Origin of the sequence: Pseudoalteromonas ostreae (assembly GCF_018069805.1) — a bacterium.
GTDB classification, from domain to species: domain Bacteria; phylum Pseudomonadota; class Gammaproteobacteria; order Enterobacterales; family Alteromonadaceae; genus Pseudoalteromonas; species Pseudoalteromonas ostreae.
The window spans coordinates 17,718-40,006 of the sequence record NZ_JAGPYN010000020.1 but is presented as its reverse complement, the minus strand read 5'-3'; the positions used below and the strand labels follow the sequence as shown (position 1 = coordinate 40,006).

The following is a 22,289-nucleotide window of genomic DNA, read 5'->3' as shown; positions in this document are numbered from 1 at the left end:
TAGCAAATCCAAAACTAATACTAGCTTTACAAAACTGATTTTGGCCGCTGCTTTTAACACGATTATAATTTACGTTTTTGCTCAAACTCGCTAAGCTGCTGCTCCTTCTCTTGCCATAAACGGTTTAATTCTGATTGAAAACGTACTCTAAATTCAGAATCTTCCGTATAATCACCAATCAACTCTTCGCTTACTGGCATCACTGCTATATGAACATTAATTTGCTTTACTCGCCCGCTGGCAAAATCCATAAATGTAGGGATACCCTCAGGGTAGTGAATAGTGATATTCACCACTTTTGAAATTTGTTCACCCATTGCATGCATCACAAATGCCACCCCCCCGGCTTTAGGCTTTAGGAGGTGTGGGAAGGGACTATTTTGACGCGTATGTTTTGGCAACGTAAAACGAGTCCCTTCAACAAAGTTTACAATGCTAACAGGCATTTCTTTGAACTTTTCACAGGCTTTACGGGTTGTTTCTAAATCTTTACCACGTAATTTAGGATTCTTTTTTAATTGGCTTTTGCTAGTACGTGTCATGAATGGGAAGTCGAGTGCCCACCAGCAAAGTCCCAAAATAGGAACATATATTAATTCTTTTTTCAGAAAAAAGTTTAAAAATGGAATTTTGCGGTTAAGCACACGCTGCAACACTAAAATATCCACCCAACTCTGATGATTAGCAATCACTAAATACCAGTCTTTTAGTTTGAGCTCTTCAAGGCCAGTAACACTTAGCTTAGTGGGTGTTAATAACTTTTGATTTAACGTATTAAACGTCACCCAAATAGAGGCGCACTGCTTAGCCACCCAACTCATGAACTTTTGTAACGGTTTGATAGGGATAAGTTTAATTAGGCCACAAATAAAAATGGGAACAAACCAAATTAGTGTATTTATGGTGTAAAAGAAAATACTAAAAATACGACGGATCCAAGACATTACTACTTAATTCCTTTCATTAAAACTGTTCGGCAATTTATAGACAAGAGTATCGCAATTAATCTTCAAAATATGTATACCCTTCAAGACCCGCATTTAGTTCAGCTAAATACTGCTGCTTAATAGAGTCACTAATGTCGAGTTGTTGTACTGTGGTAGCAAAGTTATCCAAGAAAATATCGCTATCATAGTCAACAAACTTTAATACATCCTTAACGCTATCACCCTTGATCGCATTGGTTAGTTGATAACCTTGTTCGGTGAGCTCTACATGGACTGAATCTGTATCACCAAATAAGTTATGTAGATCACCTAAAATCTCTTGGTAAGCTCCCACCATAAACATCGCAATGTGGTATTGTTGTCCAGGTACATATTGTGGAATAGGTAAACTTGTTTCAATACCCGCACCTTCAACATACTCTTTAATTTGACCGTCAGAATCACAGGTAATATCTTGAATGATCGCGCGCTGAGTTAACGGCTTATCGAGGTTTTCAATCGGCATTACCGGGAATAATTGCTGGATCCCCCAGACATCTGGTAATGACTGAAACAATGAAAAATTCACAAATAATTTGTCGGCTAATTTTTCGTTTAAATCATCCAGTACCTCACGGTGAGCACGCGCATTGCTCAATGACGCTCGCACACGGTGTAATATTGTAAAGTAAAGCTGCTCTATTTTCGCCCACTCTAGCATGCTCACTAGACCGTGTACGTACTGATCGTGTGCTTCGCTGAATAAGTGCATTGCATCGTGGTAAATTTCTAGCGCCATACGCGGATTTAAACGCTGTAAACATTGCCACATATCATCTAACACTAACGCACTATTTGGCTCAGGTGCACTTGGGTTGCTGTGATTTGGTGCTTGCTCAACATCAATCACATCGGTGATCAGTACTGCGTGGTGAGCAGTTAACGCACGGCCTGACTCAGTAATAATAGCTGGATGCGATAAGTCATGCTGTTCACACACTTCAGCAAACGCATTCACTACATTACGCGCATATTCTTCTACTGTGTAGTTCATTGAACAGGCACTGCGCGAGCCAGAACCTTCGTAATCAACGCCCAAACCACCACCTACATCGACGGTATTTAATGGCACACCTAATTGGCTTAATTCTGCAAAATGGCGTGAACACTCACGTAAAGCACGGTGAATATCACGAATATTGGCTATTTGTGAGCCAATATGAAAATGCACCATTTGCATTAAGTGCAATTTATTGTGTTTTTTGAGTACTTCGACGGCAGTTAATACTTGCCCTGCTGTTAAGCCAAATTTACCTTTTTCGCCACCGGTATTTTGCCATTTTCCTTTACCCACTGAGTTTAAACGAATGCGAATACCAATTGCAGGCTCGATACCTAGATCTTCAATCTCAGCTAATAAGGTTATTAACTCCGATAGCTTTTCAACTACAATTTTAACTTTGTGGCCCATCGCTTGGCCAATACACGCTAAACGTAAAAACTCACTGTCTTTATAACCATTACAAACGATAGTGATAGGTTGTTTTGCCACACCTAAAATCGCCATTAACTCCGGTTTTGAACCAGCTTCTAAACCGACTAAGCCGCTTGGGTGCGCCAATAACTTACTTACTACTGAACGTTGCTGATTTACTTTAATTGGATATACGCAAGTATATTGACCTTGATAAGATCGGGCATTGCGAGCACCACTAAATGCACTGGTCATGGTATCAACACGATTTTGCAAAATATCAGTAAAACGTACTAATACAGGCAGCGTTAGCCCTTGTTTTTTGAATTGCTCAGTTAACTCGGCTAATGAAATAGCGGCTTTAGTTTGATCGCCATCAGGGAAAGCAACCAGCTCACCTTGGCTATTGATATCAAAGTAACCATCGCTCCAATGTGCGACGTTATACGTAGAGCGTGCTGTATCTAAACCCCAAGTCATGGCAATTTCTTCTTTAGTTAACTATTTAGCGGAATCGGTTATTTTAATACGTCATAACGCCCTAAGCTAACAAAAAATAACCTTTAAGCCAAAGCTAGTATAAAATATTCGCTATACTGATAAAAATTTCATTGAGCAAAGCGCCAAGCACTGGCAGAATTGCCCCTTTTTCATACTCAACTCAAAAGTGTAACTAGCAACATGGCAAATTTAGAGCAAAGTAAATGGTTTACCGAAATCAGTGAACGTGATGGCAGTGCGTTTTCTATGCGCATCAATAAAAAGCTAGAAGAACAGCAATCGCCTTTTCAAAAAGTCGAAATGTACGAAACAACAGACTTCGGTAATCTAATGATTATTGACGGTTGTACTATGGTGACTAGCCGTGAAAACTTTTTTTACCATGAAATGATCAGCCACCCTGCACTACTTGCACACCCGAATCCAAAAAATGTAGTTATTATTGGTGGTGGTGACTGCGGTACTTTACGTGAAGTACTCAAGCACCCAGGCGTTGAGTCTGTTACACAAATCGATATTGATGAAGTAGTGACGCAAATGTCACTTAAATACTTCCCTGAGCTATGCGAAGCAAATCAAGATCCGCGCGCGACAGTGATGTTTGACGACGGTATTAAATACATGCGTGAAGCAGCAGCAGAATCAATCGATATCGTGATTGTTGATGGCACTGATCCAGTCGGTCCAGGTGAAGGTTTGTTTAACCATGCCTTTTACACGAGCTGCTTAAATGCACTACGCCCTGGCGGTATTATGGTACAACAAAGTGAATCACCGCTTATGCATATGCCATTACTGCTTGAAATGCGCGATGCGATGACAGATGTAGGCTTTAACGACTTACAAACATTGCCATTTCCACAACCTATTTACCCAAGTGGTTTATGGTCAGTAACACTTGCTCGAAAAGGTGAAGAATTCGCCGGTTTTAGAGAAGGCGCTGCAGCAGATCTTGCGCAAACTACTGAATATTACAACAACGGTATTCACCATGGCGCACTGGCAACACCAAACTATATGAAACGCGCTTTCGAGAAAAAGTAAATAGCAAAGACCAATAAAGGGTTCTATTGAACCCTTTATTATTTCCATTCCAAATAACACAATTGACCGCGAGCTTTTGACTCAAATACACTGTAACTTTATTTTTCACTTCGACCTAAAAAGTGCAGCATTAATAGCGCCACTGAACATTTAAACTAATTTGTTGCTGGGATATATTTTTGGGGCTATTTATCGCTGCGCGATTATCTGCTTGACTGTGCAATGCCGAGCCTTCAATCCCTAGTTGCCACTGCGGCGTTAATTGATAACGCAACGTCGCGGTTATACCTTCACCTTCGCTGGCATTAGGATCAAATAGCCAATCATCATGATCGGTTACCTCAAAATAATCATAACGTATGGAGATACGATGCTTTGCCATTTTATGACTCACTAAAACAAAGTGGCTATAAAAGCGATTGTTAACACCACGTTTAGTGCCCATCGCGGTACTTCCCGACATCATTTGTGTTATGAAGCGCGTATTCGCGGTAAATTTATATAGCCACGCTGCACTGCTAAAACGAGTATCCCATGCATATTGTCCAGTACTTTTATTTAGTGCTGCAGGGTCGCCATTGTTATCGTAATAATAAAAACGAAATTGTGATTTTTTTAAATAATCCCAATGCACACCCGCATAGTAGCCAAATCGGCCATCTACTTCTTCAAAAGGTAACACTTGATTCGCTTGAAATTGCAGTTGAGGTGTATTTAAAGATGTAACGGGTGCAAATGCGATACTCTCATTAAATGTTGTTTGCCTGTCGTGCATTGCAAAACCACGCCATGCTAATAAGGTCCCTGCAGGATCATTGCCTTTAAATGTTGCACCCACAAATGAAAAACTGTGGGCACTATTAAAACGACGGCCTGGCCGCTTAATAGTCGCTTCTACACCCAGTGTACGAATTTCTTCACCCACCCATGAATTTATCGCAGAATTAGTATAATTATAAGGAGATAGCCAGCCTTTATCTGGGTTCTCAAGAGATAACAAGGGGTAAAACCCCCCCGCTCGAATATGCCATTTGTATTTACTGCTACTAAGTGGCTTATATTGAAAATACGCTTGACTAAAACCTAAGGTCAGCTGCGGATCTTGATAAACATTGACTACCCCATGGGCCGACCAAGCACTATTTAGATCAATGCTAAAATCAAGCACCCCTTGCGAAAGCACAATTCCGTCATTATTACTGTCATACCGATATAGGCCTAGACCACCTTCTTGCCAACTAGGCTGTGAATCTCCTTTTACAGCACTAACCTGTATAAGTCCTTTTACTTGAGCATAGCTATTTATCGCAGCAGTCAGGCAAAAAAAAGTGACTAACCGTATCAAATTATTCATATTCATCAAACTCATCAACAGCGATAGCAATTCGAGGGGTTACTTTTTGTTTTAATTGATAGCTGACATCGTTATTAGCAATCACCAGTGCTTGCGATTCAGTAGAACTAATATCACTAAATCCTTCATGCCATACATTAAGCGTGTAATCTCCTTGTGGAACATCTAATGATAACTGGCCTTGATCGTTAGTAATGCCATAAAAGGGGCTATCCACAACCACAATATAACCAAGCATCCAATCGTGAATATTACAACCAAGCTCAACCACCCCAGTTTTATCAAAAGTAATAGGCGCTTGTGGTTGCTCGCGATAAAGCTTTAATTCAAAAGATTTACTTTTAGAAAACGAATATACATGATGCATAATCGAATCTGCGTTAGGAAATTCAACCTGTGAGTTTTGCTCAACAACTAGAATATGAGGAGTGAACTGTCGATCCTTTTGCGCCATGGTAAATGTTTGCTCGTCAGAGGTAGCATCTAACCTAGTATTTGGTGTTAACCAAACAACAGCATTCGCTTGCCCCTGCTGACTCTGGTCATTAATGGTTATGACCGCTGCATTATTTTCCAATACTATGCACAAAAGTACCATAGCGAATAAAATCTTCATCTTTGAAATCATATTGTGTGGTTTTGTTAAGTATAGACTTTTTCTGTTACTTTATTGATAAGCTATTTAAAATTATTCAGACTAGGTTAACGGTTGAATACGTATGCAGTCACCTCGTAAAAAAACCACTTGCCCTTTATGCTAAGCCATTAACCTAGTTAGCCATAAAGGACACACAATGCGATTACCTTTACTTCTGCTCGTTATACTTTCAGGGAGTTGTTTTGCAAAACAAGCAACTTTAGAATCCCCTAATAAAAAAATTAAAATAACCATTTCAGATCAAAATTCAGCTCCTCATTACGCTATTAGCTTTAATAATAAAAACGTCATCGAGGAGTCATCACTCGGCTTCGAATTTAAACAACAAGCCGCCTTTGCTGAAGGTTTTACAATCACCGACGTTAACAACTCCCAACATAACAGCCAATGGCAGCAACCTTGGGGCGAGCGCCAAACAGTTACTGATCAACACAATGAAGTGGCCGTTACTTTTAGTAAGCCTGCGCCACAAGGCGGTACTTACACAGTTCGCTTTAGAGCTTTCGATAGCGGCGTAGGTTTTCGTTATGAAGTACCTAACCAAGCTGGATTTGAAAACATTGAAATCACTAAAGAGTTAACCGAATTTGCAATTAGTGGTGCGGATAAAGCCACCGCATGGTGGATCCCAGCACGTGGTTGGAACCGTTATGAATATGTTTATAACACCACACCACTACAGCAAGCTGCTCTTGTGCATACGCCATTTACCTTTAAAAACACTGATGGCGTTCACGTTAGTATTCACGAAGCTGCATTAGTTGATTATGCAGGCATGGTGCTTAATCAACGTCGCCCAGGAACATTACAAGCCGATTTAACGCCTTGGTCTGACGGCATTGCAGTGAAAAAACAAGGCGCATTTAATACCCCATGGCGTACTATTCAAATTGGCGAGCAAGCGGTCGATTTGATCAACTCAGATATTATTTTAAACCTCAACGAACCAAATAAACTCGGTGATGTATCGTGGGTTAAACCCGGTAAATACGTGGGTATTTGGTGGGGCATGCATATTAATGAGAATACTTGGGGCAGCGGTGAAAAACACGGTGCGACTACAAAAAACACTAAGTACTATATGGATTTTGCAGCCAAATACGGTTTTGATGGCGTGCTAGTTGAGGGCTGGAATATTGGCTGGGATGGCGACTGGTTCTTCAATGGTGATGTTTTTAGTTTTACCAAACCTTACGCTGACTTTGATATTGCTGAGCTAACTCGCTATGGCAAAGAAAAAGGCGTACAGCTGATTGGCCACCACGAAACGTCTGGCAACGTAACCAACTACCGCAACCAAATGGAAGACGCCTACACACTGTACGAAAAATCTAACGTCAGCCAAGTAAAAACAGGTTACGTAGCAGATGGCGGCAACATCAAACGCATTGATGAAAACGGCATTGCTCGCCATGAGTGGCACGATGGCCAATTTATGGTTAATGAATACCTACACAGCGTGCAACTGGCTGCAAAACATAAAATCAGTATTAACACCCATGAACCGGTAAAAGACACTGGTCTGCGCCGTACCTATCCAAACTGGATAGCCCGCGAAGGTGCTCGCGGCCAAGAGTTTAATGCATGGGGCACACCGCCAAATCCACCAGAGCATATTACAATGCTCGCATTTACCCGTATGTTAGCTGGGCCAATGGACTTTACTCCGGGCATTTTTGATATGAGTTTTAATGGATTAGGTGGTGATACTAATCGTCCACAAACCACACTTGCGAAACAACTCGCGTTATATGTCGTAATGTATAGCCCAATCCAAATGGCCGCTGATCTTCCGCGTAACTATTTAGCCAAACCGGACGCATTTAAGTTTATTCAAGACGTACCAACAGATTGGCAACAAAGTATCGCACTAGCGGGTGAGGTTGGCGATTACGTGGTATTTGCTCGCAAAGAGCGTAAGCGTGATAATTACTCTGGTAACGACTGGTTTTTAGGAGCGGTAACCGATGAGCAAGCTCGAAGCATAGAGATTAAACTCGACTTCTTAGAGCAAGGTAAAAATTTTGAAGCACAAATTTATCGTGATGGTGATAAGGCGCAGTGGAAAAACAACCCATACGATTTAAAAATCGAAAAGCGCACTGTCACAGCTGCTGATAAATTAACACTTAAACTTGCCACCAGCGGCGGCACAGCAATTAGATTTAAAGCTTTATAATAGCGCGAAGTCAATAGAGCAAATAGGAGGCGCGAGTTTCTCTCGCGTCTTATTTTTAACAAACAACCGGCAAATAAAGAGCCTTCAATTAATACAGTTAACGGGTGAGTTAGCCCTTGAAATAATTGTTCAATGCTATAGTTTATTAATTTAATCAAGCTGTTGGCATCACCATTCCTACTACCAAAAACAACTATGCTTACTACTAATGGCTCTGTTGTATCAATCCTATAAATAGCAGGTGAAATACCGTGTAATAGTTTTATTTCCATTATTGCTCTACTTTTATAGATTAAAAATCGTTAGTTAATTAGTAACAGTAGGAACATTATCATGGAACGTTTTAAATCTGTCGCAACCGTCGCTTTAATATTAATAGGTTTAAGCTCAATCACGACTCACGCAGCAGAAAAATCAACAGCTCAATATGCATCATCAACTAACTGTAGCGCTCAAAGCGATTGGTTTAAATCTCCAGTTAAACCGCCGAAAGAAGGTAAAGATAGCCCATTTGCATTTATAAAAGATCAAGACCCATCAACTAACTGTGACTTTCATCAATGGTCTTGGCAAAAGTTTCTGTATTTAACGCAAATAGATAAAAACACCAATCAACTAGTGATGTTTGGCGATGACTACTTGCAGGTAAACAATGAAATGATGCCTTATCTTGAGCCTTGGAATGATTTACTCAACCCCGCAGGTTTTAAATTAAGCCCGAACCTGATTTTAGATGACACCACCCAAGCTGGCAGCCATGGTGAGTTATTTACAAAATACGGTAATCAGCCTGCTTACTATTCAATTCATATAAACCGTGAATTTATCAAATCGGCAGCTAAAACCCCCATTACCAGCAGTGATCAATTTTCCGTAGGTTCAGTTGAAATAAAAGCAGCCTGGTTGGCAACAGACCAGCTACGCGCACTATATTCTGAACAAGAAATAGACGCGCAGTTTTATACTCGTCAAGCACTGATCAAAGCAGATAATAAAACCATCCGTAGCAGTAAGGTCGCATTAATCGGTATGCATGTTGTTGGGGTAGTAGAAAATCACCCTGAATTTATTTGGGCCACCTTTGAACATCAAGCATCAACACCTGATTATTACGGTTCAATGAGTACGTTTAAAAAAGTCACTACAGCATACGATGTAAATAAAGTGGTAAGCGATAGCGATAACTTTATTTTTTATAGAAAAAACACCACTGCTGGCGACGCTAGCCTAAGCTACCCACATGGTGAAACAACCACTAATACATTTAGACTTTATCAATATGGCGTACCCAATGGCGCACCTTATACAACAGTCGCCACTGCCACACAGCAAAACCAAGATGCAGAAAATTTTAATAACATTCAGCAACTCAATCACAGCGTACAACAAGCTTTAGCTGCACAAACATCCCCATGGCAACACTATTTCTACGCAGGTAGCGTTTGGTTAAGCACTCTAGATTATCAATTTAGTAATGGCATTAGCGGCAATATTGTCCCGCCTAATGCTAACGATAAACTTCGTGGTTCGCTGGCTCTAGCCAATATAACGATGGAAACCTACACCCAAACCTATGGCGATCCGAATCAAACAGCTAATTATTCAATTAACAATTGCTTTGCGTGCCACGGCATAACTGCGGGTAAATCAACCATGGCTGTAAGCCATATATTTAATAATTTTGAAAAATTACGCAGCACTAATAAACAACTCAATGTGCAGTTGGCTCAATAAAGGTGAACTTGCGTAAAAGGACTTTTAGAGTTAATACCTCTAGAGTCGCCTCAATACTATAAGGAATATAATAATGGCTAAGAAACCCAAAAATCACAATATTAAAACGCCAGCAACTGCTAACAATGTGCCGTGTTGGTCAAATGACAAAGATGTTGAATTAGCCTGCCAGCGGTTAACTGAAATGTTTGTTGGCCTTGGTCAAGTGCCGCGTATAGACAAAGGTCAACAGCCAGCACAACGAGCTGTATTTAGAAAGCAACATGGCATCGCTTACGGCCACTTTATTATCAATCCAGATATAGACCCACAATTTAAAATTGGCATTTTTGCAGGCAAAGAATACGAATGTGCAGTGCGCTTTTCAAGTGATACGTTGCCATCATCACCAGATTTACACAGTACATTAGGGTTAGCAGTAAAGCTCTTTGGAGTGGATGGGCCAAAGCTGATTGGCGAAGGTGATACCGCAGATTTTATTTTTCAAAATATGGATCGATTTTTCACCAAAAATGCGCAACAGATGTGCCAATTCACCACAGCAGGTGTGATCGATAAAAACTATGATGCCTATTTAAATAACCCAAAAAACAAACAAACATCTGATATTTTACAAGCAATGCAAAAAGTTGAAGCTAGCTGTTTAAGCGCCAATTATTGGGCAATATTACCGTTCAAATTAGGCGAACAACAAGTTGTAAAATATCGTTTAGTACCTGAAAAAATTGAACTTGGTGCACCAAGTGTCGATAATAATTACCTCGCTTTGGATTTGCAGCGACGTTTACGTCAAAGCAGTGCAACATTTCGCTTTGAAGTACAATTAAGAACAAACCCCAAAACAATGCCACTTGATGATGCGCAAGCCGTGTGGAGCTGTGAAAAAAGCCCCTATGTATGTATTGCGCGGCTGCATTTAGCACAACAAAATATTACCGCGATTGGTCAAGCTGAGCTTGGTAATAACTTAGCGTTTAATATTTGGCGTACTTTAGCCGCCCATGAGCCTCTAGGCAGTATTGCATTAGCTCGAAAGTCAGCCTATGCGGCCAGTGCTCACGCCCGACATACAGCCAACGGTCAGCAGCTACAAGAGCCTAAACAGTTAAGTGAATTTAAGCCACAGCAAGATCAAGATACTGACTCTGAGTGTATTGTTTATGCCGGTATTTATCCGCCTATTGGTGTAATGCGCGTGGGTAATAGTAAAAAAGGCTACTTTATTGGCCCGCAACAACCGCAGCCCATAGCTCATACTGATGAATACAGTTACCGAGATAAAACAGGTGCATTAAAGCGCCAAGCAGCTGAGTTTAGAATTTACGGGTTTAATGCCGCTGGTAAAGCGATAAAAGAACTAACCCTCGATAATGCAAGCATTACTTGGCATGCTGAATTAGCAAATCAAAAAGCCTCTTGGTACGAATTTCAAATTGCGTTAGATATTCCAGAAGCCGCAGATGCGCCGCCATCGTTACTGCGTAATAACAATGTAGCTGATCGTAGCAAGCTGTTAATCAAAGGAGGCAAACACAGTATAAGCGGCAAAAACGTAAAATCTAAGCATGAGTTTATTGGTCAATTTATGGATCAAGATGTGTACTTAGGCGAAATGCGCAGTGATCAACATGGTCGCTTACTAATGCTCGGTGGTCATGGCGTATCATGCAACGTAAACGGCGATATAGCCATTACCTTTGCAAATAATGAAGGTTGGTATGACGACACTTCAGATGGCCCAATTACCGCAGAGGTTGTATATCAGGGGGTATCGCTAAGAGTAGAGCCCGCTTGGGTTATTTGCGCGCCACCGGATTATGCACCAATGCAAAAATCAGTACGCACTATGTGGGATTTAATGCGCGACGTTGCTGTAGATGCTGGTATGCTGGCAAGACCACAGCGACCTTCCTTTAGTAACGACATTCTACCCATATTTGCCCGAATGACGGATTTACAATGGGTTAATGACGGATTTGCTGGCGCATTTGGCTGGGGTGGTCAGTTTAATTACACCACCAATGAATGGCTAGAAAAGCTTAGCGATCCCTCTCCTGCCTATCAGGAGTTACGCCGCACACTGTCTAATAACTTTCGTCGTTTTGATGTTCCCGGTGCGCAAGCTCCACAACTATGGCCTTGGCTGTATGGCGATGCAATTAGCATTCCTCCCACGGGCTCAGTGCGCCAGCATGCAACGCTATCAAATTTGCAGTTGAGCTTTTTAGAGCAATGGGTGAAAGGTGATTTTATTAATGATTACACCCCTCAATCAGCTTGTCCGGCACATGCAAATGTAACCGCGTTAGATGATTATCCAATTGCTGAGCAGCCAGAACTACTTACTCGCGGCGCGATGGAGTTTTGCCTTGCTGATGCATTTCACCCGGGCTGTGAAATGACTTGGCCAATGCGAACTGCAGGCATGTATATGTCGGCATTTCGACTCAAACACGCCCAAGCGGACTTACAAAGTGACCGTTACTATTATGGCCCGGTGATGAATAGCGACGTTTATACCCTCGCGCAAGGACCTTTATTTGGTGGGCAAGTAGCTGGTGGGGTAACACGCTGGATGGCTATTCCTTGGCAAACTGATACCGCGAGCTGTAGAGATGGCTACAGCTCTGAGTACGATCCATTTTTACCGACATTTTGGCCAGCTCGAGTGCCAAATCAAATAATGAATCAGTTCCGCTATCAGCAAGTTCTTGATATCTCATTGTCTGACAGCACCCGTCAACAGGCTTTTGCTTATCGTACTGATTGGCTTGATGATTTACCTCTGCACGGTAACCCTGCCACTTATACAAACCAAATCAACAGTATGATAGACAACTTTGCTGAACTTGCGATTGTACAACCTCATATAGGCGTAATAGGCGATGCACAATTTCCTAGCGCTATGCAGGTTGGTATATTGCCCAACAATCCACAAGGTGAGGCACAAGTTAACTTAGCAAGCAAAGCGATACAGCATACAAAAGCGACTCTCTCAGCTGAGCATACTGCACATCGTAGTCAAACCAACTTAGGTGTTACTGAAAAAGCGAGCCGTTTTCATCGCAACAAAGGACGCTAAAGCAATGCTTAAAGAGACCGAATTACAAACGGATGTTGTGATCATTGGTGCAGGTGTGGCAGGTTGTATCGCTGCACTTGCTTTATGTGATTCATATCAAGTTACTTTGATTGATAAGTCTGAGATGCCCGAAGAGCGAATTGGTGAATGCTTAGCACCTGCCGCACGGCGTATTTTACAACAGTTAGATTTGTTAACTGAATTTGAACACCAACTCGCAACCAGCACACCAATCCCGCTGCATTTACATAACACAGGATTGCAGATAAGTTGGGGCCAATCAACACCCTATGTTACTGATAATCTCAATAACCCGGATGGTTTTGGTTGGCGTTTGGATCGCCAAGTATTTGAGATTTTTTTACGCGAAAAAGCGCTGCAACGGGGTATACACTGTATTTGGCCTGCCAAATTAGTACACAGTGAATATCAAGGACAGCACTGGCAAATAACACTAGCACAATTGCAACACGAGCAAACAACCAACATTGCGAGTCAGTTTGTAATTGATGCCACTGGCCGAGAGGCTCATTTTGCAAAAAAATACACCGCTCGCAAACAACATGACCGTCTAATATCTTGCTGGGCAACCGTGGCTAATACTATTGAAAATCAACTAGGCAGCATTTGTGCCACGCAAAACGGCTGGTGGTACAGTGCACCATTACCAAACCAACGTCGTGTTTTAGCATTTCAAACTGATCCGGATTTACTCACCAAAGACTTACATCGTGATGCAAAGTTATTTACTCAACATGCGCAATGTTATGCCAATCAAGCAAAGATTCTCGATGTATGCCAACAGCCAATAACACTACATGGTATCGTCAGCGCTAACTCCACTCGCTTGGAATGTTTTGCAGGCCAACAATGGGCAGCTCTAGGTGATGCAGCACTAAGCTTTGACCCAATCTCATCACAAGGAATTTTTAATGCGATGGCAAGTGCCATGCAACTTGCCGATCTGATGAAAAAACTCGATATAGTCAATAAAATAGAACACGATAGCCAGCTACAATTTAAAAAACTATATCAGCAACAAATAGAACAGATTTGGCATCGTTATTTAGATCACAAACGCTATTTTTACGCTCAAGAGCAACGCTGGTCAAACAGCCCTTTTTGGCAGCGCAGACAGCAGCCGAGTAGTATAGTAGTATAGTAGTATAAAAGTATATACAGCTAACTAACTTTGACTGGTAAATAAACCTCTGCATTTAAACCGCCTTCAGGGCGATTAACCAGTTTTACTTTACCACCATGCATATCAACTATGCGCTTAATGATCGCAAGCCCTAACCCACTACCTTCACTGCCTCGCGCAGCATCGCCTTGTTTAAAAGGTTCAAATACCGTTTCAAGTTCACTTTCAGGAATACCTGGACCATGATCTTTTACAATCACCATAGCGTATTTTTTATCACGACTTAGCGCAGTTTCAACAGCAATATCACCATCCGAATAACGGATCGCATTTTCAATCATGTTGGTAATAACTCGCTTGATTGCCACCATACTTAAAGGAATATTACTAATACTAGGATTTTCGCTAAAAGTGATAGTGCGTTGATGTTTTTGTTCTGAATGCACCACTTCTGACACTATCGCGTTGAGATCTTCAAGCGCTAACTCCTCACGTTTGTGATGACGCAAATACTCAATAAACTGATCAATAATGGCATTCATGTCTTCAATATCGTAGATGATCCCTTCACGCAGATAATCTTCTTCATCCGACATCATTTCGGTAGCAAGGCGAATCCGCGTTAGCGGCGTACGTAAATCATGAGACACCCCAGCCATAAGTAAACGGCGGTCATTCTCAAGCGCTGCAATACCCCGTGACATTTGATTAAACGCACGAGTTACTTCGATGACTTCAGTTGAGCCGTGCTCCTCTAATTTTGTAGAAAAATCTCCGACCCCTACTTTTACCGCCGCTTGTTGTAGCGCTTTTAAAGGTCGATTCAAATGACGTGCGAACAACCAACCACCGAGTACACTTAAAAAGCCGATACTAGATAAATAGAAGGTTAGAAATTCGAGATTGTTTTCTTTAAAACCAGTGAGCGGTACTTTAACCCAGTAACCCGGTGCTTGCGGCGCTTCTACCCAATAAACAAGCGGATCTGTTTGGCTAATACGCACTCGGGCTGAACCATTTAGTTGCTCAGACATACTTCGCGACAACATCGAATATTCACGAGTTTGCGCCAAACCTTCGCTCATCGCTTGGCGCTGGGTCATGACTTCGATACCGGTTATTTCAAAAAACTTTTCAGATACATCATCGCTTATTTCAACGCCATCTTCCCAATCTATAAACACAGTTTTGATTTGTTTTGCAAGAATAAGGTTAACTTGCTCAATAGTAGGCTTAACGACGTAAAGGCTAACCGTGATGTAAGACACTACTTGGTTGATCAACAACAGTGCCGCCACTAAAAACACCGTTTGTCCAAATGCACTTTTGGGAAACATACTCATTATGGCTATTTTTCACCATCTGGAACAAATACATAACCTAAGCCCCATACAGTTTGAATATAACGTGGATTAGCGGCATCGACTTCGATCATGCGCCGCAAACGTGAGACTTGTACATCGATACTACGCTCTAATGCACTGTAATCTCGACCACGCGCTAAGTTCATTAACTTATCACGGCTAAGCGGCTCTCGTGGATGTGTAACAAGCGCTTTCAATACCGCAAACTCACCACTGGTCAACGACATGGTTTTGTCGCCTTGGCTCATTTCACGGGTGGCTAAATTAAGTGAAAACTCACCAAATTTGATTTCGTTTTCTTCTGCTGCGGGCGCACCAGGCACTTCTTTTGAACGACGACGCAAAATAGCTTTAATACGCGCTAATAATTCACGCGGGTTAAATGGTTTGGGGATGTAATCATCAGCACCAAGCTCTAAACCGATAATACGATCAACCTCATCACCTTTAGCCGTTAACATGACAATTGGAATTTCATTTTCTTTTTGGCGCAACCGCTGACAGATAGATAAGCCATCTTCACCGGGTAACATTAAATCAAGTACCATCAAGTGAAAGTTTTCACGTTCTAACAGCCGATCCATTTGTTCCGAATTAGCAGCTGTACGCACAATAAATCCTTGTTCTACCAAGTAGCGCTCTAACAAGCTGCGTAAACGCATATCATCATCAACGACTAATACTTTTGTGGTTTCATGTCCCATTACTTTCATTCTTATTTTTCTGTACTGTTGTGATTAATATAAATGAAAAACATGATAATAAAAAACTAATTAGGCCACTAGATTGTTACTGAACATTTCAAGCCCACAAAAATGCTGGCGAGAACAAAAATCAGCTCGACAAGCCAACAAGATTTTTATACCTTGCCTAGGTGTTTCTCAAGGTAATAATTTAAACGTGAAAACTAATTTAATCACCCGCGAAGGGTATTTACAGCTGCAACAAGAACACGACCACTTATGGAATGTTAAACGCCCTGAAGTCACCAAAATAGTGAGCTGGGCTGCTAGCCTTGGTGACCGTTCAGAAAATGCTGATTATCAGTACAATAAACGCTTGTTAAGACAAATAGATCGTCGCGTGCGGTATTTGCGCAAACGCATGCCGGATCTAAAAATAATTGATTACTCGCCGCAGCAAGCAGGTAAAGTGTTTTTTGGTGCATGGGTCGAAATAGAAAATGAACAAGGTGAAGTGCTGAAGTTTCGCATTGTAGGCCCTGATGAGATTTATGACCGCAAAGATTATATCTCGATTGATTCACCGATGGCGCGCGCACTATTGAAAAAACAAGTGGATGATGAGTTTTATGTTACAACTCCGCAGGGCAAAAAAGAGTGGTACGTTAACAGTATTAGTTACCCTGGTGCTTGATAAATCCTCAGTAAAACGATAGATCCTCGCTTCTCATTATTCAGATAAGGTTAATTATTGATTGTCTAAAGTGAATTTGTAGACTATAAATAAAAGTACTCCAGTAAAGCATTTCGCGCTTGAGTTGAATATTAGAAGGTAGTAATTATGTCAAACGTAATACATCGCATAGTAAGTCATGCCATGTTATTTACACTCTTAATGAGTGTGAGTTTGACTGTACTTGCTCAAGGTTTTGACGACCACGATCATTTATCCCCAACCATAAACTATATTGCTTGTGACATTCCTGACCAAGCTAATTTTGACGTTGACTTAGACACACACGTTAACGGGATCTCTATCAGGGCGCTTCAACCACTCCCTGAAAACATTTTATCACTTTATGTGAGTACCACTTTCGTACAACCTTTTAGCTATGCGTACCAGCGTGGACCACCGACTTATTTCATTTAATTTATCGCTTAAAACTTGATTAGATTTAATAACACAATTGGTGGTTACTATGGCTAACTTTAAAGAACTTCGTACTCAAGATATTTCTAAAGGCGTTTTATCCCACACTTACCGTGACACTCAGCCGTTAATTGATTTAACGTCTCCTGCTTTGAAAATGGTCAATAATTTTACTCAAAAAGATCCGCTACGTGCTCATTTCGAAACCAGCGTTGTTGATGCATTAAAACAGATCACTAGCCAACATACAGACTTTATTTTAGTACTAGATGATAAAGAGAAATTACTTGGTATAGCATCTAGTGCTGATCTACAAAGCTCAAAAATTATGATTTTAGCGCAGCGTTTAAATGTATCTCGCAATGAAGTTAACTTACTTCATGTAATGACACCTCTTAGCCACTTAACTGGCGTAAGCATGCAAAGCTTAAGTTATGCTTGTATTGGTGATGCACTACAAACAATGGAACAAAACGGTATTATGTTTTTACTGGTTACTACCGCGCATAATGAAATTTGTGGTTTAATTTCAGCTCGAGAAATTGCTAAAACATTACAAATTCCGTTACATATCACTCCTATCGCGCACAGTTTTAGTGAAGTAATGCAACATATTGAACACCCTCATTAAGCACTGATACATGTTTAATTGAACCATCTATTTAAAAGGCCTTAAAGTATATAAATAGCATACTTTAAGGCCTTTTTATTAAGCCCTGCTGTGATATTATTCAAGCAATTAATTCTGCCAAAACTATCGTTCTGGTCTTCAAATTGTTTAATAAGGTTTTTGCATGAGCAATATCTCTGCACGTTTAGCCACTGAGCTGAATGCTCAAGAGCAACAAGTTATAGCTGCTACAAAATTACTCGATGAAGGTTCAACTGTGCCTTTTATTGCCCGCTATCGTAAAGAAGTAACGGGTGGTTTAGACGATACCCAATTACGATTGTTAGAGCAGCGTTTATCGTATTTAAGAGAGCTGGAAGAACGTAGAGCCTTCATTCTTTCGACGATTAAAGCGCAAGATAAACTCACCTCCAGCTTAGCTGCCGATATTAATAATGCGGACAGCAAGACTGAACTTGAAGATTTATATTTACCTTACAAAGCTAAGCGCCGCACTAAGGGGCAAATTGCTATTGAAGCTGGTCTTGAGCCGTTAGCGAATGCTTTATTTAATGATGCTTCTTTAGATCCTGAGCAACAAGCTGCTGGCTACCTAAATGTAGAAGCAGGCTTTGCTGATGAAAAAGCAGTTCTGGATGGCGCTAAATTTATTTTAATGGAACGCTTTGCTGAAGATGCCAAGCTGCTCGCCAAATTTCGTAGTCATATCAGTCAGCATGGTCAAATCGAAGCAAGCTTAATCAAAGGCCAAGAACAAGCTGGCGCTAAATACCGCGATTATTTTGAGCATCAAGAAGCGCTTAAAAAAGTGCCTTCGCACCGCGCTTTAGCTATGTTGCGCGCGCGCAACGAGGGTATTCTACAGTTAACAATCAACCCTGAGCCAAGTTCAGAAAACCCGGCCCATATGTGTGCCGTGATGATTGCCGATCATTACCGCCTTGATATTAACAACCAAGTAGCCAGCCAGTGGTTACTCACTGTCGTGCAGTGGGCCTGGAAAATTAAACTAGGCTTGCATTTAGAAAACGAATTTTTAGCAGCCATGCGTGAAAAAGCCGAAACAGGCGCTATCGATGTGTTCGCTAAAAACTTAAAAGACTTACTTATGGCTGCCCCTGCTGGGCCTCGCATAACATTGGGCCTCGATCCAGGTCTGCGCACTGGCTGTAAAATTGCCGTTGTTGATAGCACTGGTAAGTTATTAGCCACACAAACTATCTTCCCACATGCACCACAAAACCACTGGGATAAGTCATTACGAACACTTGAGCAATTATGTCGTCAACATAAGGTTGAGCTAATCGCCATTGGCAACGGTACAGCATCTCGCGAATCAGACAAGCTTGTTGGCGAGTTAATAAAAGCAAACACCGAGCTCAAGCTGAATAAGATCATGGTGAGCGAAGCTGGGGCATCAGTTTATTCAGCCTCTGAATTTGCGGCGAATGAATTCCCTGATCTCGATGTGTCTATTCGTGGCGCCGTGTCTATCGCGCGTCGTTTACAAGACCCTCTGGCAGAGCTGGTAAAAATAGAGCCTAAATCAATTGGTGTTGGCCAATATCAACACGATGTTTCACAAAGTCAATTAGGTCAAACGCTAACGGCCGTAGTTGAAGACTGTGTAAACACGGTCGGTGTTGATTTAAATATGGCGTCAGTTCCTTTGCTAACCCGTGTTTCAGGTTTAAACAAAACTTTAGCGCAAAATATTGTCAATTACCGCGATAGCAATGGCTCATTCACTAAACGCTCTGAACTTAAAAAAGTAGAGCGCTTGGGACCAAAAGCATTCGAGCAAGCTGCTGGTTTCTTAAAAATTAGCAACGGTAGCGACCCACTTGATAAATCATCGGTTCACCCAGAGGCCTATCCTGTTGTGAAGCGAATTAGTGAGCAAAGTAATCTAGATATAAGCAGCCTTATTGGTAATTCTGAAGTACTCAATAAGCTAGTTGCAAATGATTATATTGATGACAAATTCGGCCTACCAACTGTCACCGATATTATTAGTGAGCTTGATAAACCAGGCCGAGATCCACGCCCTGAATTTAAAACTGCTGAATTTAAAGCCGGTGTTGAAAAAATCAGTGACTTAAAGCCAGGGATGATTTTAGAAGGCGTGGTTTCAAACGTTGCTAACTTTGGTGCTTTTGTTGATGTGGGTGTACACCAAGATGGCCTAGTACACATTTCAGCAATTACTAATAAGTTTATTTCTGATCCGCGTGAAGTTGTTAAGGCCGGCGATATTGTTAAAGTAAAAGTGGTTGAAGTTGACGCTGCCCGTAAACGTATTAGTTTTACCATGCGCTTAGATGATGACATTGACACTAGCAATAAACCTGCTCCATCAATCAGTCAAAAGCCACAAACCAATAATCGTAACAATGCTCAGCAACCTCGCGCTGCAAAACCAAAACGCGATACGGGTAATGCCATGATGGGCAATGCATTTGCAGATGCCTTCGCAAATGCAAAAGTGAAAAAGTAACACGTAAACACAAACACCACAAAGCCTAGTTTGTGGTGTTTGCTATTCTACTATTTAAATTTTCTTTAAAAATAATAACGAAATGCTGCAGCTGCGATGTCAGCGTATTTATCTGCGTAACTGTAAGAAACAGCAAACGTTATTTTATCAGTGACTGCGTAATTTATACCCGCTTTTAATAGGAGGTTATTTTCACTTTCAGCATCATGCAAACGTACATAACCAGCTCCTACACCATGTAAACGCTCATAACCAACGCCTGCATTTACTTCAAATTGTTCGGTCAATAAATGTCGAATTTGTGCAGTTACTTCATAGGAGTCAGCTGTTTCTGATCTTTCATAGTTTGTTTTTAAAACATCAAAAACACTACCATCAGATTCAAGTCTATGTACAAGTGTTTCCTCAGTCTTAATCTTACTTTTCCCATATTTCAGGGCATAGTCAACAGAAGTTTCTCTTGAAAAATGTTGAATGTATCCAAATCCAACATTATAACGAGTTAAACTCATATCTGTTGTTTCATGATAAGAATCTGTCATATTAGACGGATGAGTGCCATCTGGTAGAGGGGAAAACCTAGTAGTGCTAGAATAATCAACACGACTTTGAGAATACGAGCCTGTAACGTACCAATTTTCAGAAAGTTGTTTGCTAAGATTAATAATGTACCCGTCGTAGCCAGAATACATTGGGCTGTCAGGGTCTGTTTTATCATTACTTTTAATGTCAGTTTTTGTATAGCCAACTTCAACATAATCGTAGCTTAAAAGTGATGTTTGATTAGCTCCGGCGGTAATTGAGAAGAGTGATAAGGCCCCTGCTAATACTGCATATTTCATTTAATTGTTTTCCTTAATAAAAATCGCAGGGAAAATAACAATTTGAAATGTTCTTAACAACATTAAATGCAATAATGCAATATAGTGTAAACAAACGTGAAGTTATTTTAATTGAGAGTCTTATTTAATAGGCAAAAGAAATTTACTGCTTATATTAAATAGTAGCCGAAAAGCCTGCTTGCCCATAAGGAGATGTAGCCGCTTGGTAGAATTGAGCAATACGCCCTGCTCGTGCGTCAACATCGGCGTCACGCTTAGCTGTTGCGGTTTCAGGATTTGAAGAAGATACAGCTTGTGCAGTGTCGTCATCTACCTTAAAAGTTGCACTGCTAGCTTCGTCGCTGTCTTGCTCACTTTCAGGAGAGCTTAACTCAGCTTGTGCTGCTGCGAGTTTTTGTGTGGCATCTGCAGCAATAGCTCTGTCAGCACCAGAAGGCTCAGCAGGAGCAAGCGCTGCTGCTCGTACTGTTTGCATTTTTTCGATGGTGGCTTCAGGGTCGCCTTCTATTTCAGCAACATCAATTTGTACTTCGCCACCTACCGCATATTTTTGACCATCAGGCCCTCTTTGGTACTCATAACTAGGTGAACCAGCATATTGCCCACCCACCGAAGCGTGTGCTTGCTCGTGAACACGAACTTCAGTGTCACGCGCTTTTAACTCTTTGACTTGCTCAGCGTCTTGTTGCTCTTGCTGAGCTACTTGCTCTTTTTGCTTTGCTTCTTTCTCTGTATCTTGTTGTTCATTTTGTTCTGGGTTTTTCTCTGCATCTCCCTGCTGACGCTCTTGAATTACTTTTTCGTCGGCAAGTTTACCCTTGACATCGTAAGTACCGGTATCATTTGTGCCGGGTTGTTTGGTTTTTTCATTATCACCGAGCGCTTTGTTTTCAGCATTAGTCGGTTTTGCAGCTGCAGGTGGCGGGATAACTTCCCGAAGCTGGTTGTCACGCCGAGCGGTTTCCGTATAAACATTTGCGGTGTTTATGTTAATGTTTGGAAATGGCGTGACAATGTTCATGGCAA

General features: G+C 41.2%; 17 protein-coding genes. 9 read left to right on the top strand and 8 right to left on the bottom strand.

Annotation, left to right across the window (positions count from 1 at the left end):
* Nucleotides 1-62 precede the first annotated feature (62 nt).
* Together J7338_RS15540 and speA are read right to left on the bottom strand one after the other, a co-directional pair.
* The gene (locus tag J7338_RS15540; RefSeq protein ID WP_210797897.1) at nt 63-944 is read right to left on the bottom strand and encodes an acyltransferase; all 882 of its coding nucleotides are present in this window, start codon (nt 942-944) and stop codon (nt 63-65) included.
* 58 nt (nt 945-1,002) lie between these two features.
* A complete protein-coding gene (speA, locus tag J7338_RS15535; RefSeq protein WP_210797896.1) occupies nt 1,003-2,880 on the bottom strand; it encodes a biosynthetic arginine decarboxylase in 1,878 nt (625 codons plus the stop codon).
* A gap of 201 nt (nt 2,881-3,081) precedes the next feature.
* On the opposite strand from speA, the gene speE reads away from it, so the two are divergent.
* Nucleotides 3,082-3,945, top strand: a complete 864-nt coding sequence (gene speE / locus J7338_RS15530; protein WP_210797895.1) for a polyamine aminopropyltransferase — start codon at nt 3,082-3,084, stop codon at nt 3,943-3,945.
* Nucleotides 3,946-4,075: 130 nt separating this feature from the next.
* On the opposite strand, the gene J7338_RS15525 is transcribed toward speE, so the two are convergent.
* Entirely contained in the window at nt 4,076-5,305 is a 1,230-nt protein-coding gene (locus J7338_RS15525; RefSeq protein ID WP_210797894.1) for a hypothetical protein, read from the bottom strand.
* Nucleotides 5,292-5,915: a methylamine utilization protein gene (locus J7338_RS15520; RefSeq protein ID WP_210797893.1), complete on the bottom strand. Its 624-nt coding sequence runs from the start codon at nt 5,913-5,915 to the stop codon at nt 5,292-5,294. Before J7338_RS15520 ends, J7338_RS15525 begins: the two co-directional genes overlap by 14 nt.
* Nucleotides 5,916-6,093: 178 nt before the next feature.
* Here J7338_RS15520 and J7338_RS15515 point away from each other — a divergent pair, with 178 nt between their 5' ends.
* The 4 genes from J7338_RS15515 to J7338_RS15500 all read left to right on the top strand — a co-directional run bounded on the left by J7338_RS15515 (nt 6,094) and on the right by J7338_RS15500 (nt 14,114).
* On the top strand, nt 6,094-8,136 hold the full coding sequence (locus J7338_RS15515; protein WP_210797892.1) for a glycoside hydrolase family 97 protein: 2,043 nt from the start codon (nt 6,094-6,096) through the stop codon (nt 8,134-8,136).
* Nucleotides 8,137-8,469: 333 nt separating this feature from the next.
* A complete protein-coding gene (locus J7338_RS15510; protein WP_210797891.1) occupies nt 8,470-9,870 on the top strand; it encodes a hypothetical protein in 1,401 nt (466 codons plus the stop codon).
* 73 nt (nt 9,871-9,943) lie between these two features.
* Nucleotides 9,944-12,952, top strand: a complete 3,009-nt coding sequence (locus tag J7338_RS15505; RefSeq protein WP_210797890.1) for a LodA/GoxA family CTQ-dependent oxidase — start codon at nt 9,944-9,946, stop codon at nt 12,950-12,952.
* Nucleotides 12,953-12,956: 4 nt separating this feature from the next.
* The gene (locus J7338_RS15500) at nt 12,957-14,114 is read left to right on the top strand and encodes a tryptophan 7-halogenase (protein ID WP_210797889.1); all 1,158 of its coding nucleotides are present in this window, start codon (nt 12,957-12,959) and stop codon (nt 14,112-14,114) included.
* A 20-nt stretch (nt 14,115-14,134) separates the two neighbouring features.
* On the opposite strand, the gene envZ is transcribed toward J7338_RS15500, so the two are convergent.
* Nucleotides 14,135-15,439 carry a two-component system sensor histidine kinase EnvZ gene (gene envZ, locus J7338_RS15495; protein WP_210797888.1) on the bottom strand — a complete coding sequence of 435 codons (1,305 nt, stop codon included), beginning with the start codon at nt 15,437-15,439 and terminating at the stop codon, nt 14,135-14,137.
* Between the two features lie 5 nt (nt 15,440-15,444).
* A complete protein-coding gene (gene ompR, locus J7338_RS15490) occupies nt 15,445-16,164 on the bottom strand; it encodes an osmolarity response regulator transcription factor OmpR (RefSeq protein ID WP_228733006.1) in 720 nt (239 codons plus the stop codon).
* A gap of 196 nt (nt 16,165-16,360) precedes the next feature.
* Between ompR and greB the strand changes: the two genes are divergently transcribed.
* From greB to J7338_RS15470, 4 genes are all read left to right on the top strand, one after another.
* Nucleotides 16,361-16,837: a transcription elongation factor GreB gene (greB, locus tag J7338_RS15485; RefSeq protein ID WP_210797886.1), complete on the top strand. Its 477-nt coding sequence runs from the start codon at nt 16,361-16,363 to the stop codon at nt 16,835-16,837.
* Between the two features lie 147 nt (nt 16,838-16,984).
* The gene (locus J7338_RS15480; RefSeq protein ID WP_210797885.1) at nt 16,985-17,293 is read left to right on the top strand and encodes a hypothetical protein; all 309 of its coding nucleotides are present in this window, start codon (nt 16,985-16,987) and stop codon (nt 17,291-17,293) included.
* A gap of 49 nt (nt 17,294-17,342) precedes the next feature.
* Complete coding sequence (locus J7338_RS15475; protein WP_210797884.1) at nt 17,343-17,924, top strand: CBS domain-containing protein; 582 nt, start codon at nt 17,343-17,345, stop codon at nt 17,922-17,924.
* A 163-nt stretch (nt 17,925-18,087) separates the two neighbouring features.
* Nucleotides 18,088-20,421, top strand: a complete 2,334-nt coding sequence (locus J7338_RS15470; protein WP_210797883.1) for a Tex family protein — start codon at nt 18,088-18,090, stop codon at nt 20,419-20,421.
* Between the two features lie 65 nt (nt 20,422-20,486).
* Here J7338_RS15470 and J7338_RS15465 read toward each other — a convergent pair whose 3' ends face one another.
* Complete coding sequence (locus J7338_RS15465; RefSeq protein WP_210797882.1) at nt 20,487-21,263, bottom strand: outer membrane beta-barrel protein; 777 nt, start codon at nt 21,261-21,263, stop codon at nt 20,487-20,489.
* A gap of 154 nt (nt 21,264-21,417) precedes the next feature.
* On the bottom strand, nt 21,418-22,284 hold the full coding sequence (locus J7338_RS15460) for a putative metalloprotease CJM1_0395 family protein (RefSeq protein ID WP_210797881.1): 867 nt from the start codon (nt 22,282-22,284) through the stop codon (nt 21,418-21,420).
* Between the last annotated feature and the right edge of the window lie 5 nt (nt 22,285-22,289).